Source organism: Nocardioides sp. URHA0032 (assembly GCF_000620645.1).
GTDB lineage: Bacteria > Actinomycetota > Actinomycetes > Propionibacteriales > Nocardioidaceae > Nocardioides.
Genome location: NZ_JIAV01000014.1, coordinates 129,076 through 144,469, shown reverse-complemented (window position 1 = coordinate 144,469; position 15,394 = coordinate 129,076). Strand labels below are relative to the sequence as shown.

Annotated in this window: 17 protein-coding genes; 6 read left to right on the top strand and 11 right to left on the bottom strand. The window is 70.9% G+C overall.

The features are described 5' to 3' along the window. Positions 1 to 8 precede the first annotated feature (8 nt). Positions 9 to 746, bottom strand: coding sequence for a Flp pilus assembly protein CpaB (gene cpaB, locus N538_RS27145; protein WP_028636000.1), 738 nt, complete (start codon positions 744 to 746; stop codon positions 9 to 11). 169 nt (positions 747 to 915) lie between these two features. After that, the gene (locus N538_RS0102655) at positions 916 to 2,703 is read right to left on the bottom strand and encodes an AMP-dependent synthetase/ligase (RefSeq protein ID WP_028635999.1); all 1,788 of its coding nucleotides are present in this window, start codon (positions 2,701 to 2,703) and stop codon (positions 916 to 918) included. Positions 2,704 to 2,792: 89 nt separating this feature from the next. On the opposite strand from N538_RS0102655, the gene N538_RS0102650 reads away from it, so the two are divergent. The 5 genes from N538_RS0102650 to N538_RS0102630 are packed head-to-tail and all read left to right on the top strand — an operon-like array spanning position 2,793 to position 6,834. Next, the gene (locus tag N538_RS0102650; RefSeq protein WP_028635998.1) at positions 2,793 to 3,230 is read left to right on the top strand and encodes an SRPBCC family protein; all 438 of its coding nucleotides are present in this window, start codon (positions 2,793 to 2,795) and stop codon (positions 3,228 to 3,230) included. Then, complete coding sequence (locus tag N538_RS0102645; RefSeq protein WP_028635997.1) at positions 3,227 to 4,420, top strand: ArsA family ATPase; 1,194 nt, start codon at positions 3,227 to 3,229, stop codon at positions 4,418 to 4,420. Before N538_RS0102650 ends, N538_RS0102645 begins: the two co-directional genes overlap by 4 nt. A gap of 1 nt (position 4,421) precedes the next feature. Next, positions 4,422 to 4,781, top strand: coding sequence for a hypothetical protein (locus N538_RS0102640; protein WP_028635996.1), 360 nt, complete (start codon positions 4,422 to 4,424; stop codon positions 4,779 to 4,781). Then, positions 4,778 to 5,719: an ROK family glucokinase gene (locus N538_RS0102635; protein WP_028635995.1), complete on the top strand. Its 942-nt coding sequence runs from the start codon at positions 4,778 to 4,780 to the stop codon at positions 5,717 to 5,719. The genes N538_RS0102640 and N538_RS0102635 overlap by 4 nt, the downstream gene beginning before the upstream one ends. Positions 5,720 to 5,766: 47 nt before the next feature. Next, on the top strand, positions 5,767 to 6,834 hold the full coding sequence (locus tag N538_RS0102630) for a saccharopine dehydrogenase (RefSeq protein ID WP_028635994.1): 1,068 nt from the start codon (positions 5,767 to 5,769) through the stop codon (positions 6,832 to 6,834). 70 nt (positions 6,835 to 6,904) lie between these two features. Here the strand turns inward: N538_RS0102630 and N538_RS0102625 are convergent, their stop codons facing one another. Beyond that, positions 6,905 to 7,549 (bottom strand): hypothetical protein, encoded by a 645-nt coding sequence (locus N538_RS0102625; RefSeq protein WP_155991941.1) that lies wholly within the window; start codon positions 7,547 to 7,549, stop codon positions 6,905 to 6,907. A 268-nt stretch (positions 7,550 to 7,817) separates the two neighbouring features. On the opposite strand from N538_RS0102625, the gene N538_RS0102620 reads away from it, so the two are divergent. Next, positions 7,818 to 8,123: a hypothetical protein gene (locus N538_RS0102620; RefSeq protein WP_028635992.1), complete on the top strand. Its 306-nt coding sequence runs from the start codon at positions 7,818 to 7,820 to the stop codon at positions 8,121 to 8,123. A 46-nt stretch (positions 8,124 to 8,169) separates the two neighbouring features. Here the strand turns inward: N538_RS0102620 and N538_RS0102615 are convergent, their stop codons facing one another. The 8 genes from N538_RS0102615 to N538_RS23565 all read right to left on the bottom strand — a co-directional run bounded on the left by N538_RS0102615 (position 8,170) and on the right by N538_RS23565 (position 15,365). Further along, positions 8,170 to 8,397 (bottom strand): hypothetical protein, encoded by a 228-nt coding sequence (locus N538_RS0102615; RefSeq protein ID WP_028635991.1) that lies wholly within the window; start codon positions 8,395 to 8,397, stop codon positions 8,170 to 8,172. A 15-nt stretch (positions 8,398 to 8,412) separates the two neighbouring features. Then, positions 8,413 to 8,652, bottom strand: a complete 240-nt coding sequence (locus tag N538_RS0102610; protein WP_155991940.1) for a hypothetical protein — start codon at positions 8,650 to 8,652, stop codon at positions 8,413 to 8,415. Positions 8,653 to 8,723: 71 nt separating this feature from the next. After that, positions 8,724 to 9,380, bottom strand: a complete 657-nt coding sequence (locus tag N538_RS0102605) for a Crp/Fnr family transcriptional regulator (RefSeq protein WP_051548653.1) — start codon at positions 9,378 to 9,380, stop codon at positions 8,724 to 8,726. 4 nt (positions 9,381 to 9,384) lie between these two features. Beyond that, positions 9,385 to 10,020 (bottom strand): hypothetical protein, encoded by a 636-nt coding sequence (locus N538_RS23575; RefSeq protein ID WP_036569241.1) that lies wholly within the window; start codon positions 10,018 to 10,020, stop codon positions 9,385 to 9,387. Continuing rightward, on the bottom strand, positions 10,017 to 11,582 hold the full coding sequence (locus N538_RS0102595) for a peptide ligase PGM1-related protein (protein ID WP_028635988.1): 1,566 nt from the start codon (positions 11,580 to 11,582) through the stop codon (positions 10,017 to 10,019). Before N538_RS0102595 ends, N538_RS23575 begins: the two co-directional genes overlap by 4 nt. After that, positions 11,579 to 12,715: an adenylate/guanylate cyclase domain-containing protein gene (locus N538_RS23570; protein ID WP_036569239.1), complete on the bottom strand. Its 1,137-nt coding sequence runs from the start codon at positions 12,713 to 12,715 to the stop codon at positions 11,579 to 11,581. The genes N538_RS0102595 and N538_RS23570 overlap by 4 nt, the downstream gene beginning before the upstream one ends. Beyond that, positions 12,712 to 13,095, bottom strand: a complete 384-nt coding sequence (locus N538_RS0102585; protein ID WP_028635987.1) for a response regulator — start codon at positions 13,093 to 13,095, stop codon at positions 12,712 to 12,714. Before N538_RS0102585 ends, N538_RS23570 begins: the two co-directional genes overlap by 4 nt. An 8-nt stretch (positions 13,096 to 13,103) precedes the next feature. Next, positions 13,104 to 15,365, bottom strand: coding sequence for a hybrid sensor histidine kinase/response regulator (locus N538_RS23565; protein WP_051548652.1), 2,262 nt, complete (start codon positions 15,363 to 15,365; stop codon positions 13,104 to 13,106). Positions 15,366 to 15,394 lie beyond the last annotated feature (29 nt).

The window sequence follows — 15,394 nt, the reverse complement described above, 5'->3', positions numbered from 1 at the left end:
GCTCAGCCTCACTTGAAGAGATTCGTCGAGGTCACGCCGCCGCCGCCGCCCTTGACCTTGCTGTCCCCGTTGATGAGGGCGAACGCCAGCTCGCCGTTCGAGGACGCGTAGAGCACCTTCTGGGCGTCCTTCTGGTCGACGGCGACGGTGAGCAGCGTGCGAGGCAGCTCCTCGGTCGTCGGGGCGCCGTCGTCGCCGGTGGTCGTCGTGGTCACGGGTGCCGTCGAGCCGACGCCGAGCACGGTCACCCGGGGCAGCAGCAGCCGGGTGAACGTCTGGCCGGTCTGCGGGTCGGTGCCGTTGAGGAACACCGACACCTCCGAGCCCGGCTCGAGGAACCCGGAGACCCGCGCCGCGTCGGTGAGGTTGACCGAGACGGCCATCTTCCCCGGCGGGATCGGCAGCGTCGCGGCAGCCTCGGCGGAGGACCCGAACTTCGCGGCGATCAGCTGCTCGCCGGGGTAGATCGGCACCAGCGCGACCTCGCCCTTCAACGCGTCCGCCGTGGCGCCGGCGCCGTCGAGGACGTCGCCGCGCGCGACCTTGGCGGTGCCGATCTTGCCGGCCGCCTCGGCCGCCTCGATGGTCTCGCCGGGTGCGAGCTGCTGGGTCGCGACGAGCACGTCGACCCCGCCGAAGCGGTCCTCGGCGCGCGCGTCGGCGCTGCGGGCGTACGTCAGTACCAGTGCCACCCCCAGCACGGCCACCACGGCCGCGCCCAGGATCAGCAGTCGTCGTCGGTCCATCCCCGGATGCCCTCCCATCTGACGACGGCGGACAACCGGACTCTCACCCCCGACAGTCCGGTTCCTCAGCCGGACTGTAGAGCCGTTCTTGACGCGTGTGAATCGGCGGAGCAGACCACTGCGGGACGAAGGTTTGGAAACCCGCTACTCCTGGGTAATGGACCCGGATTCACTGGTACAAGGCGGCAACGTCGTCCTTGAACTCGCGCATCACGACGTTGCGCTTGAGCTTGAGGCTCGGCGTGAGCTGGCCGTTCTCCTCGGTCCACTCGTCGGCGAGGACGGCGAACTTGCGGATGGCCTCGGCCTTCGACACGGCCTTGTTGGCGTCGTCCACGGCCTCCTGCACCGCGGCCCGCAGGTCGGGGTCGTCGACGAGGTCGGCGACGGTGCCGGTCTTGCCGTGCTGCTCGGCCCACATAGGGAGGGACTCGCGGTCGATGGTCACCAGGGCGCCGATGAAGGGCTGCCCGTCGCCGACGACCATGCACTGGTCCACGAGGAAGTGCAGCCGGACCCGGTCCTCCAGCACCGAGGGCGCGACGTTCTTGCCGCCGGCCGTCACGATGATCTCCTTCTTGCGGCCGGTGATCCGGACGAAGCCCTCGTCGTCGACCTCGCCGAGGTCGCCGGTGTGGAACCAGCCGTCCCGCTCGAACGCCTCGATCGTCGCCTGCTCGTTGTGCCAGTAGCCAGCGAACACCTGGCCGCCCTGGAAGAGCAGCTCGCCGTCGTCGGCCGCCCGGACGGCGGTGCCGGGCAGGGGCCGTCCGACCGAGCCGACCTTGATCGCGGCCGGGAGGTTCGCGGTCAGGGCCGCCGTGGTCTCGGTCAGGCCGTAGCCCTCGAGGACGGTCAGGCCGATGCCGCGGTAGAAGTGGCCGAGCTTGTCGCCCAGCGGAGCGCCGCCGGACACGGCGTAGACGCACCGGCCGCCCAGCGCGTCGAGGAGCTTTCCGTAGACCAGCCTCTTGAACACCACGTGCTTCGCGCGGGTCGCGACCGAGGGCCGGCCGCGGTCGAGCCCGCGTGAGTAGTCGATGGCGGTCTGTGCGGCCTGGTCGAAGATCTTGCCGCGGCCGTCCGCGGTGGCCCGCTGCGAGGCGGTGTTGAAGACCTTCTCGAACACCCGCGGCACGGCGAGGATGAACGTCGGCCGGAACGCCTGGAGGTCCGGCAGCAGGTTCTTGATGTCGGCGCTGTGACCCAGCCGGGTGCGGGACTTGATGCAGCCGACCTGGATGATCCGCGCGAACACGTGGGCCAGCGGGAGGAACAGCAGCGTCGAGGCGTCGTCGGTGTCGAACAGCTCGGGCAGCTCCTCGAGGGCCACCGCGAGCTCGAACATGAAGTTGCCGTGGGTGAGCATGCAGCCCTTGGGCCGCCCGGTGGTGCCCGAGGTGTAGATCAGGGTGGCGAGGTCGAGGGGCGTCGCCGACGTACGCCGCTTCTCCAGCTCCTCGTCCGAGATGTCGTCGCCCAGGCTGGTGAGCGTGCCGATGGCGTTGTCGGAGATCGACCAGACGTGGTTGAGCTCGTCGAGGCCGCCGCGCACCTCCCGGATCCGGGCGAGGTGGTCCGGACCCTCGGCGACCACGGCCCGGGCTCCGGAGTCCTGGAGGATCCAGGCGATCTGCTCGGCGGACGAGGTCTCGTAGACGGGAACGGTGACCGCGCCCGCGAACCAGATCGCGTAGTCGAGGAGTGTCCACTCGTAGCGGGTCTTGGAGACCAGGGCGACGCGGTCGCCCACCTCGATGCCGGCCGCGATGAGGCCCTTCGCCACGGCGCTGACCTCGGCGAGGAAGCCGGCCGCGGTGACGTCCTCCCAACCGTCGGCACCGGGACGGCTGAACTGCACCCGGTCGCCGGCGTCGCGGGCGTTGTTCACGACGTCGTCGGTGAGGTTGCCGGTGGCCGGGACACCGGTCGTCATCGGGGTCGAGAACTCACGCACGAGCCGACGTTACCGCGTGGCGAGGGGCCCCGGTCCATCCGGTACGCTCGCTGCCCGAGTCACACCAGCCCGTGGAGCAAGGGGACCCGATGGCCGAGCAGACCACCTCGTCGATCGTCATCGACGCCGACCCGGCGGACATCATGGGCGTGATCGGCGACTTCCCGGCGTACCCCCAGTGGGCGAAGGGTGTGACCAGGGCCGAGGTCGTCAAGGACGGACCCGACGGCTGGGCCGAGCAGGTGTTCTTCGCGCTGGACGTCAGCCCGATCAAGGACGAGTACACGCTGGCCTACGAGTGGGACGGGTACGACGAGGTCACCTGGACGCTGGTCGAGGGCAAGATGCTGCGTGCGCTCGACGGTGCCTACGTGCTCCGCGACCTGGGCAACGGCTCCACCGAGGTGACCTACCGGCTCTCCCTCGACGTCTCGATCCCGCTGATCGGCATGCTCAAGCGCAAGGGCGAGAAGATCCTGATCGACACCGCGCTCAAGGGCCTGAAGAAGCGCGTGGAGTCGCTCTGAGGATCCTTCTCTTCACCGGCAAGGGCGGGGTCGGGAAGTCCACCGTCGCTGCCGGGACCGCGGCTCTGGCGGCTGCCGAGGGTCGCCGCACGCTGGTGCTGTCCACCGACGCGGCGCACTCGCTGGCCGACGCCTTCGGTTGCCCGACCGGTGCCATCGGGGCAGAGCCGACCGAGGTGGCGGAGCAGCTGTTCGTGCAGCAGGTCGACGCGCAGCTGCGGTTCGAGCAGTCCTGGGCCGACATCCAGCGGTACCTCCTGTCCGTGCTCGACGCCGCGGGCGTCGACCCGGTCGCGGCCGAGGAGCTCACGGTCATCCCGGGCGCCGAGGAGGTGCTGGCGCTGCTCGAGCTGCGCCACCAGGCGCTGTCGGGCGACTGGGAGGTGATCGTCGTCGACTGCGCGCCGACCGCCGAGACGCTGCGGCTGCTGGCGCTCCCCGAGGCGCTCGGCTGGTACATGCACCGCGTGCTCCCGGTCGAGCGGCGGGTGGTCAAGGCGCTGCGGCCCGTCCTGAACCGCGCCGCCGGTGTCCCGATGCCCGGCGACACCGTCTTCGACGCCGTGGAGCGGCTGCACGCCGAGCTCGAGGAGGTCCGCCAGCTGCTCAGCGGACCGGACTCGAGCGTCCGGCTCGTGCTCACCCCGGAGAACGTCGTGCTCGCCGAGGCCCGACGCTCGTACACGACGCTCTCGCTCTTCGGCTACCGCGTCGACGGCGTGGTCGCGAACCGCGTGTTCCCCGCCGACGGCGCCGACGACTGGCGGGCCGGCTGGGTGGTCGCGCAGGACGAGGTGCTGGAGCGGGTCGGCGAGTCGTTCGCAGGGCTGCCGATCTGGCGTTCGGAGTACCGCGCGAGCGAGCCGGTCGGGGTCGAGTCCGTGGTGACGATGGCGCGCGACCTGTACGCCGGCGCCGACCCGCTGGCGACCGGGACGGGCCGTGGACCGTTCCGGATCCGGCGTACCGAGGCCGGCGCGGTGCTCCGCCTCGCGCTGCCGCTCGTCTCACGCGCCGACGTGGACCTGGCGCGCAATGGCGACGATCTGGTCGTGACCGTGGGATCGTATCGTCGGCTGCTGACGCTCCCGTCCGGGCTGGCGCGCTTCCGCATCGCCGGGGCCCGGGTGGAGCAGGGGGAACTGCAGGTGCGGTTCGTCGAGGACCCCGTGGACGAGGCCGGAAGGTGACATGAGCGGGGACCGGGATGACGTCGGGTCCGTGGCCGACGAGGCGGCGAAGCTGCTGGCTGCCCTCTCGGAGTGGGCGAAGGACGCGGCGCACGATGTCGAGAGCCACGTCGCGACCGGCGCCGAGGAGTGCACGTACTGTCCGATCTGCCGGACCGTGCACGCGGTGCGCGGGCTGAGCCCGGAGGTGCGGACGCAGCTCGCGACGGCCGCGACGACGTTCCTCCAGGCCGCGGCCGGACTGATGGCGAACGCCTCGCCCGACGCCCGGGGTGGCAGTGTCGAGCACATCGACCTCGACGGCCACGATGACGACGGTGACTGGCCCGAGGACACTGATCCCGAGGAGGGTGAGCGATGAGCCTGGCCTGCGGGATCGATGTCGGGGGCACCAAGATCGCCGGCGGCGTGGTCGACGAGGACGGCAGGATCCTCGAGGAGCTGCGGGTCGAGTCGCCGGCGACCGACGCGGAGGCGATCGAGGAGGCGATCGCGGGCCTGGTCACGGAGCTGCGTTCGCGGCACCCGATCGCGACGGTCGGGGTCGGTGCGGCCGGGTACGTCGACAAGGCGCGCGCGGTGGTGCTGTTCGCCCCCAACGTCGCGTGGCGCAACGAGGACCTGAAGGCCGAGCTCGAGAAGCGCGTGGAGCTGCCGGTGGTCATCGAGAACGACGCGAACGCCGCGGCGTGGGGTGAGTTCCGGTACGGCGCTGCCCACGACGCCGATGACCTGCTGCTGGTCACGGTGGGGACCGGTGTCGGCGGTGGCCTGGTGCTGGACGGCGAGGTCTACCGCGGTGCGAACGGGGTGGGTGCGGAGATCGGGCACATGCGGGTGGTGCCGAACGGGATCCTGTGCGGCTGCGGGAAGCACGGCTGCTTCGAGCAGTACGCGTCGGGGTCGGCGCTGGTGCGCGAGGCCCGGGCGCTGGCGATGAGCGGCGCGCAGATCGCGCAGGGGATGCTGCGGCGGGCCGGCGGCGACCTGACGGGGATCACCGGGCCGCTGATCACCGAGGCCGCCCAGGCCGGCGACGCCGGGGCCACCCAGCAGCTGGCCGAGCTGGGCCGCTGGCTCGGCGAAGGCATCGCGTCGCTGACCGAGATCCTCGACCCGGAGGTCGTCGTGATCGGCGGCGGTGTCAGCGAGGCGGACGAGCTGCTGCTCGACCCGACCCGGACGGCGTTCGCCGGGCAGCTCGTCGGCCGCGGCTTCCGGCCGATCCCCGAGATCCGCAAGGCCCGCCTGGGCAACAAGGCCGGCATGATCGGCGCGGCGGACCTCTCCCGGCGCTGAGGACCCGGGGTCGAGCCCGCCGCGGCCGACGATGCCATCCTGTGCGCATGCATCCCCTCCAGGTGTGGATCCGGTCCGAGTCCCGCGGCACGGAGCGACGTGCGCCCGTCGTACCTGCCGACGTCCCGGTGTTGCTGGACGCCGGGATCGAGGTGACCGTCGAGGAGTCGCCGCAACGGATCTTCGACGTCGAGGAGTACGCCGCGGCCGGAGCGTCCGTCGTGGCCGAAGGCACCTGGGTTGACGCACCCGACGACGCCTACGTCCTCGGGATCAAGGAGCTGCCGGACGAGCCGGCGTCGCTCCGGCACCGGCACATCTACTTCGCGCACGCATTCAAGGGCCAGGAGGACGCCCGGCGCACCCTGGAGCGGTTCCGCCGCGGCGGAGGCCGGCTGCTCGACATCGAGTACCTCACCGACGAACACGGCAAGCGGGTCGTCGCCTTCGGCTACTGGGCCGGCTACGTCGGGGCCGCGCTCGGCGTGCTGCACCTGGCCGGCATGCTGGCCGCGCCGCTCGCCCCGATGGCCAAGCACGAGCTCGACGCCGAGCTGGAGCAGGCCGGGAAGGCGGGAGCCGACCAGCTGCTGGCGTTGGTCACCGGCGCGCGTGGACGGTCCGGTCGAGGCGCCCAGAGGGCGCTGATGACCGCTGGTCTGCCGATCACCCGGTGGGATCGCCCGGAGACGCGGGACCTGCACAAGCAGGCCCTGCTCGGCCACGACCTGCTGGTGAACTGCGTCGTCACGCACACCCCGACGACTCCGTTCGTGGAGCAGGCGGACCTGGACCACGAGCGCCGGCTCCGGGTTCTCGCGGACGTGACCTGCGACGTCACCGGCCCGACGAACATGCTCCCGGTGAACACCGAGATCACCACCTGGCAGGAACCGGTCCGGCGACTGCACGACGGCACCCCCGAGCACGGCAGCGCGCCGTTGGAGGTCATCGCCATCGACAACCTGCCCTCGCTGCTCCCGCGCGAAGCCAGCGAAGGGTTCAGCGCGGAACTGACCCCGCAGCTGCTCGGCCTGGCCGGGGAGGTCGGGCCGTCGGGACCGTGGCAGGCGGCCGGCCGCGCGTTCGACCAGGCGCTGCGCGTCCGCGCGTGAACGAGGCGCACGCCGCGGCGAGGCCGAGGCCTGCCGTGCAGGCGATCATCCTGGGCCGCCCGGCCTGTGATCAGCTGCGCGACTCCGGGCAGGTGCCGCCCGTGCGCTCATAGATCGCCTTGGCGCCGGCCGACAACGGCTCGACTCGCGGCCCCATGGTCTCCAGGCTGATCGTCATCATGCAGCGGCCCTGGGTCCAGTACACCTGGCCGATCGCGTTGCCGTGAATGTCGGGTCCAGTCCACCCGTTCGCGCCAGGGACCTCCGGAACTTCGAACCGCTTGTACCGCTCGCCCGGGATCTGGGCGTTGAGCGCCTCGTCGCTCGTCTCGTAGGCCATCCAGCCACGTGCCCCGGCCTCGGTCTCGGTCTCGAAGAGCAGGACGCTGCTGACGCCGGCGCTGCTGGCGCCCCGGCCGGGCTGGTAGGTGTTCGCGATGTAGCCGCTGCGCTGAAGGCGCTCAGCGCCCCCCTGAGAGAGATCGAACGGTTCCTCCGAGTCGGTCTGCGGCGACACCACCGGTTCCAGGCTGGGCCCCTCATCTTCTTGCAGGAGAAACCGTTCGAGGTCGGGCGACGCCGCAGCCGTGGCTGCGTCCGTGCCTGCATCCGGGGCTGGGTCTGTGGAGCGTGATGATTCGTCGGCACCACCTCCGCAGCCCGCGATCAGCGCTCCGAGGAGTCCCGCGAGGGCAATGCGGGCGAGCGGTGCCATGCCTCAGGATCCGTCTCGACGCGCCCTCGCAGCAAGCAGTGCGACGCACTGATCCGTCGCGGCGCGAGCGTCCGCTCATCGCGGGCGGCCACCGGCCCTAGCAGGTGACCGCAGGATGTCGCGCCACCACCTGGATTCGGGGGCTCGGTGCTCAATGGGGTGCGGATTCCGCCGACCGGCGGACCAACGCTCTGGACGGGCACTCGCGGCCCGAGCATGCTGAGACCGAACGTCGGGAGCCCAACCGGTCCCGGATGGGAGGCGGCTCTTGATCGTTTCCGGACTTCCTGAGCGTGGCGTCGGCTGGGTCGTCGGCGGCGGCGGTGGGGCTCTCTGGCTCGTCGTCCTGGTCGGCCTCTACGAGACCGATGCGCGCTCGGACACGGGTGGGATCTCGTCGGCCTGGTTCGCGTGGTGGTTCGCGCTCGCGACGGCGGCGTGCCTTGTCGCGGTCGTGTTGACGACACGGCGCTCCACTCGCCTCTTGGGGCAAGGCATGCTCCTCGGGCTGACCACACTGTTCCTCGTCGGGGTTGCGGTTGTCTTCCTCCAGGCCGTACTCACGCCCAGCTGAGCTGGCCGGACCGTGGGGCGAAGGCACTTGGTGGCGCCCGACGAGCTCAGTGCTCGAGGCGCCGAGGAGGACGGACGAGGAGCTCGTCCGCAGCGTCGCGCAGGGCAGCAGCGCACCGGCGATGGACGACGACCCCGACGGGTACCGCCTCCCAGTACCGCAGGCCCTCGGCTTCCGAGGCGGCGGCGGTCTCCTCCTGGCCGGCCAACCGCAGCAGCTCCCGTCGCAGCGCGTCGTTCAGCTGGCCGGGCCCGGCGGCGACAGGTGTGACCATCGGTCTCACCATCACTCAGGTGTAGGCGTGGGGGAGGTGGACGAGGCGCCAGAGCCGGGAGTGGCGCCGGGACTGGTCGCTCGTGGTCGTCTCCTTCGGGGCGGGAGCCCCTGCTCGGACCTCGCGGACCAGTCGCCGGTGGGTCGCCTCTCGCAGGCGGTCTTCGATGTTCGCACGGGTGATTGCTTCGGCTTCGTAGGGGAACATGTCGGGCTCCTTGCGGGATCGGGTGATCACCCGATCCTGCGCGTGCACCGAGGAAGTATCTGTTCGCCGGATGACTCTGTGGATGTCCGGCGCCGGACAGTGGCCGGCCCGACCCGGCTCTAGGCAGGGCACCGTCGTCGTAGCTCGGCCAGGTCCAGGATCTCGATACGTGCCCGGCCGAGCCGCAGCACCCGGCGATCGGCGAGACGCTTCAGCACCTGGTTGACCGGAGGGCGCGTCGCGCCCACGAGATCGGCGAGCTGGCCCTGGCTCAGCGGGACGACCGTGACGGTGTCGTCGGCCCCACCGTAGGCGAGGGCGAGCTCCACGAGGCGCCGGTAGACGCGGCGGTCCAGGCTCTCGTACATCGTCTCCAGCAGCCGTCGGCTGAGGTCGTCGATCCGGTCCGCCAGCAGGGTGGAGACGATCCGCTCCACCCCCGGGTTGCGGCTGCGGAGTCCGTCGAATGCGGCAGCAGCGACTGCCAGCGTCCGGCTCGGCTCGAGGGCGACCACGGTCGCCGTACGCCGGCGGTCGGCTCGCAGCAGCGCGAGCTCGCCGACGTAGTCGCTGGCGGAGAGCACCGAGAAGGTCGCGGTGGCGCCGGACGCCAGCGTGCCCCGCACGGAGAGGTGCCCGTCCTCCACGAGGTGCAACGAGTCAGCCGGATCGCCCTCGTGGCACAGGACCTCGTTGCGTGTGAACGTACGACGGTGGGCGAGGGCGAGGAACGCCTCGCGCTCCTCGGCTCGCAGCGGTTCGAGCAGCCGCCACACGCCGTCAGTGAAGCACACGCGCGGGGTCGCCGTCGCGGGGCTCGATGCCGGGCATCCGCGCCAGGTAGCGGTCGATCCGGTCGGTCTCCCACCCGTGTGCCTCGCGCAGGCCCGTGACGATCCAACTCAGGTACGCCGCGGCCGGTGGTACAGGTGTCATCCCTGCGACGTCGCGGCGTGCGATCGTGACGAGCGGGACGCCGTTGCGCCGGCCGAGGACGGTCACGCTGTCGTAGAGCACCGTGGCGTCCCAGCCGTCGGGGGTCCCGTCCTGCTCGCGGAGCCAGTCCTCGATCCCGAGCGCCACGCGGCCGCCGGGCGGCTGCCGCACCTCCTGTGCGACGACGTCGGCGAACTGGCCCGGCGTGACCAGGTAGCCGCGCGCGGCGACCTGCCCCGGGCCTCCGGGATCGTGGAAGGCCATGCCACCTCCCCACACGGTCGACCGGCCGGCGAAGACGAGCCGACCGGGGAGACAGAGACCGGCTGCCTCCTCCGGGTCGGCGGCATCGCGGCACCCCGGGTAGGTCCGGGAGCCTCCCGGCACGGCACCACCGCGCAGGTAGTAGCGGAACCGCTCCAGCGACAGGTTGGACGCGTAGGCGACGTACCAGACCCGCGTCGGCGCCTTGGCGCTCATCCGGGGAGCGGCTGCTCCTGGAGGGCGAGCCGCGCCTCCTCCAGGAGGATCCGTTCGGCCGCGACGTACCGTTCCCAGGCGTCAGCCGGGGTGTCGCCGACGGCGGTCAGCCCCACGCGGCCGTGCTCGGTCAGGCAGCTGATCATGTGGAAGACCACCCCCGCCTGGAGGGACTGGTCGAAGAGCAGGCCGTGCCGGGCAACGATGTCGAAGAGGTCGGCGGGCGCCAGACCTCGCAGCACGTCCGACTCGAGGTGGTCCGTCGCCACGAGGTGCTTCTCGCGTCCGCGAGGTGTGAGGAAGAGCCCCGAGTCCGGGTGGTACCGCCCATCGGTGAGGAACTGCAGGGTCAGGAACGGGTGCGTGGTGCCCCCACGGCGCAGGTTGAGCTCGATGGCGTAGGACGACCACGACCCGGCGTCGTCCCGCACGACGACGAAGTCGACCGCGAACCGGCCCAGCGCGCCGAGCTCCGCAAGGCGATCACCGACACGCGCGGCCTGCTCGGAGATGATCGCGGCGTACTCGGGAGAGGCCGGGAAGGTGCAGCCGAGGTAGCTCTGGCCGCTCGCGCCGCCGAGCAGCTGGTCGTGGGTCGAGAGCAGCTCGACCTCTCGGTTCGGCAGCACGCGCAACTGCACGCTCGGGCTACGGAGGTCGGTGCCGGTGATGCGCTCCTCGACGATCCCGGCGCCTTCCTCGAGCTTGGCGAGGTACACCTCTCGTGGCGTCTCCTTCGACTCGAGCTCCATGTCGCCGAGCCGTGCGAGGACGGCAGCGCGCTCGTCGGCCGCGCCGGGGACCGGCAGGCCGTCCAACCGGACGAGCGCGTTGCCGGCGCCGGACACACCTTCGTTCAGCTTGACGATCACGCCCTGCATGGAAGGTCGCGCGGCTCGCATCCCGAGCACCGCGTCGGCGACCTCGTCGAGGCGCCTCAGGTCCTCCGCACCGAGTGGATGGGGGACACCGACCTCCGCGAACAGGCGGCGACACCCGGTCTTCGACCCGAGGGGAGCCAGGCGCGGGTCGGCGCCGAACATGGGCACTCCGAGGCCGAGCGCCAGGTCCCGCTCGAGCTCGGTGGAGTTGTACGGCACCAGGTGGCAGCGCTTCGGGTTCGGGATCAGGGCGGCGATGCGACGCAGCAGCCGCGGCCGGTCGAGCAGCTTCTCGCTCAGGGACCGCTCCGACAGGTCGTTGACGGCGACCAGGGACAGTCGGGCGCGCGCGTGACTGGGGATGACGCCCGGCAGCAGCGACAGGTAGTACTCGATGATCTCAGGAGCGACGGGAGTCGAGGTCACGTAGATCATCCGCAGCCGCGGCTGACGCAGGAGCATCAGCATGAAGAGGTAGCGCTCCTCGTAGGCCTGGGTGAGGCTCCCGCTCGCCGACACCGCGCGGTCGAGCGTGACCGACGGGATCACCACCACGGACTCATCGGGGTGGTTGAGCCGCATCTCGGACCAGACGTCCGCCAGCCGGCGCTGCAGCTCGTCGAACCGGCGGTTGCGCGCCTCCTCGGGGAGCTCGGACAGGAGGTCGCCACGTGTGCTCACGACGGCGTCCTCGCTGCGTCGAGACCGGTGATCGCGAACGCCCGCACGGGGCGGCTGAAGCCACGGAGCTGGCGCGTCCCCACCTCCTGAGCCACGACCGAGGGCCCGGCGGCTGCGTGCACGCGCTCGGTGGTGAGGATCTCCCACGGCCCGGCGTCGGAACAGAGCCGGGCTGCCAAGTTGGTGACGGTGCCGATCGCTGCGTAGTCGGACCGGCCCTCGAACCCGATCCTGCCCAAGGTGGCATATCCCTGCGCGATCCCGATCCCGAGCGCGAGATCGTGACCCTGACGGCTCCATGTCTCTGCCAGGCCCATCACCCGTGACCGCATGGCAACGCTCATGCGGAGGGCGCGCAGCGGCCCGTCGTCACAAGGGACCGGGTCGTTGAAGAACACCATCAGCCCGTCGCCTGTGAAGCGCTCCAGGGTGCCCTCGAACCGAAAGATGAGGTCGCCGAGCGCCGCGTGGTAGTCGGCCAGCACGCCCATCACCTCCTCCGGCTCGCTCGCTTCGGCGAACGGCGTGAAACCGCGGAGGTCGCAGAACACGACGACGATCTCCCGCCGGTGGCTGTCCAGGAAGGACGCGTCGCCGGAGTCGACGATGAGCTCGGCGAGCTGCGGGGCGAGGAAACGTCGCAGGCGTCCCATGCGGTCCAGCTCGGCGACCTGGGTCTCCACCCTGCTCTCGAGCTCCCGGTTCCAGCTCGCGAGCTCGTTCGCCTGGCGCCTGATGGTGTCCTGGTACCGCTTGATGCGGGTCAGGGAGGCGACGCGCGCGATCAGCTCGTTGCGATCGATCGGCTTGGTGAGGAAGTCGTCGGCGCCTGCTTGGAGGGCCTGCACCTTCTGCGCGTCGCCGCTCGCGGTGACCATGACGACCGGGAGATAGGCCGTCTCCGGCCTCTCCCGGATGCGTTCGCACACCTCGTAGCCGTCCATGCCCGGCATCACGATGTCGAGCAGCACGAGGTCCGGCTCCAGGTCGGCGATCGCTAGCAGCGCCTCGTCGCCCGAGGCCGCGGTAGGTACGTCGTAGCCGAGCGGCGTGAGGATGGCATCGAGCAGGCGGACATTCGCGGGCTGGTCATCGACCACCAGCACCCTTGTGCGCGGCTCGGCGGTCGTCATCTCACTCGTCCGAGCCGGAGGAACGTCTCGACCTGCTGCGGCAGCGCACGCACGCTGATCGGCTTCTCGACGTACGCATCGAACCCCGACGCGAGCGCACGCTCGCGATCGTCGTCCATGGCGAAGGCCGTCACCGCCACCACGGGCACCGCGTCGATGGACTCGATCGCCCGGATCTGCCGTAGCGTCTCGACGCCGTCGATGCCGGGCAGCTGGAGGTCCATCAGCACGAGGTCCGGTGCGATCTCCCCGGCCAGGCGAACCCCGTCCTCACCGGTGGTCGCCCCGACGACCTCGTAGCCGAAGTGGACGAGCACGTCGCAGACGAGCTTGAGGTTCTTGGGGTTGTCCTCGACCACGAGGATCCGTCTGTCGCCCATCGCCGTCCTCACACTTCTTCCGCCCTGCGTTCGGTCGTGGCGGCCGGAGCGCCGACCCGATCCAGGGCACCGAGCAGCATGTCGCGGCTGACCGGCTTGACCAGGTAGGCCGCCGCGCCAAGGGCTGCGCCGCGCTGGCGTTCGTCCACGATCGACACCACGATCACCGGGATGTCGCGCGTCTCCGGGTCCTGCTTGAGCGCGGTCAGCACGGCCCAGCCGTCTATGCCCGGGAGCCGGATGTCCAGCAGCACGGCGCTCGGCCGGTTCACACGCACGGCGTCGAGTCCCGCGAGCCCGTCGCGAGCAGCCGTGACACGCACGGAGGCGCCGGTCAGGAACGCCGTGAAGAGGTCGAGCGACGGCCGGTCGTCCTCGATGACGACGACGTCGCGAACGCCGGGGGCGAGGTCCGGGCCGGTCGGACCGTCGTTGGTCCGGGAAGGGAGGGAGAAGCCGAAGGTGCTGCCGACGCCGACCTCGCTCTCCAGCCACATCCGTCCGCCCAGCAACTCGACGATCCGTCGTGACAGGGTCAGTCCCAACCCGGTCCCTTCCTCCCGCGAGGCGCCCCGACCGCCCTGCTGGAACGACTCGAATATGCGTTCCTGGTCGGCCTCGGGGACGCCGATCCCGGTGTCGGTGACCGTGACCTCCATGTCGAACGGCGTCCGACGTGCCCGGATGATGACCGTGCCGCCGTCCGGAGTGAACTTGACGGCGTTCGTGACCAGGTTGAGGACGACCTGCTTCAGCCGCAGGTGGTCGGAGTACACGGAGTCGAGGCCCGGATCGGCCTCGACGTGCAGCGCGATGCGGTGGGCGGCCGCTCGTTCACGGATCATCCCGGCGGCCTCCTCCAGGACGACCCGCAGCTCGAACGACGAGTACTCCAGCTCCATCCGCCCCGCTTCGACCTTCGACAGGTCGAGGATCTCGTTCAAGAGCTCGAGCAGGTGCTTGCCCGACCCGTGGATGTCGCGGAGGTACTCCTCCTGGCGTTCGTTGATGTCGCCGAACATGCGATCGAGCAGCACCTCGGAGAACCCGAGGACCGCGTTGAGGGGAGTGCGGAGCTCGTGCGACATGCTCGCCAGGAACTCCGACTTGTGCCGGCTCGCCAGCTCGAGCTCGAGGCTCTGCTCCTTGAGCTCGCGGAAGAGCTGCGCGTTGAGCAACGCCAGGGCCGACTGGCTCGCGAAGGTCTCCAGGAGGTCGACGACCTCGGCAGAGAAGTTGCCGGTGCGCCTGCGACGCACGATGAGTGACCCGACGATCGTGCCTTCGCGCAGGAGGGGGACCGCGACGAGGGATCGCCACCCCCCTTTGTGCAGGATCGCCAGGTGCGGGTCCAGCTCGACCGCACCGAGATCAGGGACGACGATCGGCCGGCGTTCCCCGGCCGCGCGGCCGACGAGGGTGCTGTCGAGGTCGATCCGCACCGAGCGCAGCCGCTCGACGACCTCGGGCTCGGTGCGGTAGACGCTCCGCACGAAGAATCTCCGGTCACGCTCGACATACTCCATGATCGAGCCGCCATCGGTTCCGGACAACGCGACCGCGTGCTCCGCGATGGTCTCCAGGACGTCCTCGAGGTCGAGCGTGGAGCTGACCGCCTCGCCCACCGCCCGGAGCGCCTCGAGCTCGTCGACCTTCCGGGCGAGCTGGGCGCCCCGCGCCTCGAGCTGCTGGACCAGCGTGACCCCGTGGACGGCGATGCCTGCCTGGACGGCGAAGGCGCTGACGATGGCCATCTCGCGGTCGTCGAAGGGGCGGACGTCGTTCCGCCAGACGTTGAGGGCGCCCACGACCTCGTCGTCGACGACCAGCGGCGCCGCGATCACGGTACGGAAGCCGGCGGCGCGCTGGAGGTCGAGACGTCCGTAGTCCGGGTCCGCCAGGACGTCGGCGATCTGGAGGGTCCGACGCTCCAGGCCGACACGTCCGGTGAGGGTCTCCCGGTCCGCCGCGATCGGGTGCTCGATCAACAGGCGGCGGGACTCCTCGGAGAGACCGACCGTGGTCATCACGCGGTAGGTGTCGTCCTCCAGGAGGTAGAGGTGCGCGGCCTCGGACCGGCACAGTCGGCGCGCGCTCTCGACGATCGTCCTCAGCACCGCATCGGGATCGGCGGCCGACCGGCCCATGGCCTCGAGGACGTCGGACGTGGCACCGAGCTGGTCCTTCAGGGCGCCATGGTCCCGACGGAGCCGTTCGTACTCCGCGACGTCGACGCCGCCCCGGCTGCGAGACGGTCCAAGCTCGACCACGGGTGGTCCCTCCCTGCGGACGGGCACCC